The organism is Streptomyces sp. SID12501 (genome assembly GCF_010550245.1).
In the GTDB taxonomy this organism is placed as follows: domain Bacteria; phylum Actinomycetota; class Actinomycetes; order Streptomycetales; family Streptomycetaceae; genus Streptomyces.
The window spans coordinates 1-547 of record NZ_JAAGLU010000362.1; the positions used below are offsets into that span (position 1 = coordinate 1).

At 73.7% G+C, this 547-nt stretch carries 1 protein-coding gene; it reads left to right on the top strand.

Annotated features, from left to right (window positions below):
- Positions 1-434, top strand: a 434-nt coding sequence (locus G3I71_RS46245; protein WP_164324931.1) for an A24 family peptidase, incomplete at its 5' end; no start/stop codon positions are given.
- Between the last annotated feature and the right edge of the window lie 113 nt (positions 435-547).

Here is a 547-nt window from a genome sequence, read left to right on the forward strand (position 1 = left end):
TCGACGTGCGCCGGCTGCCCAACGCGATCGTCCTGCCGTCGTACCCCGTGGCGTTCGTCCTGCTCGCCCTGGCGAGCGCGAACCCGGGGGGGCCGTCGGACTTCTCGGCGCTGCTGCGCGCGGTGCTCGCGGGCGCCGCCCTGCTCGTGTTCTACGTCGTCCTGCGGGTCGTCTACCCCGCCGGCATGGGGCTGGGCGACGTCAAGCTCTCGGGCGTTCTCGGCCTCTACCTCGGGTGGGTCGGGTGGTCCGCCGTCGTGGTGGGCGCGTTCGCCGCGTTCCTGCTCGGCGGGGTCTACGGGGTCGCGCTCGTCGTGCTGCGCCGCGCGGGGCGCAAGTCCACGCTGCCGTTCGGCCCCTGGATGCTCCTGGGCGCCGCCGTCGGCCTCGTCGCCGGCCCCGCTGTCGCCGGGTGGTACCTCGGACTGCTGTGACCCGCGGCGTCGCGCCCTCAAGAGGTGCGGCGCTCGTGCCGATGAGTGCCTCGTACGGACGGACTCCCGGAAGGACCTCCAGTGGCCTCATCGCGTGTGATCGGCCTCGACAT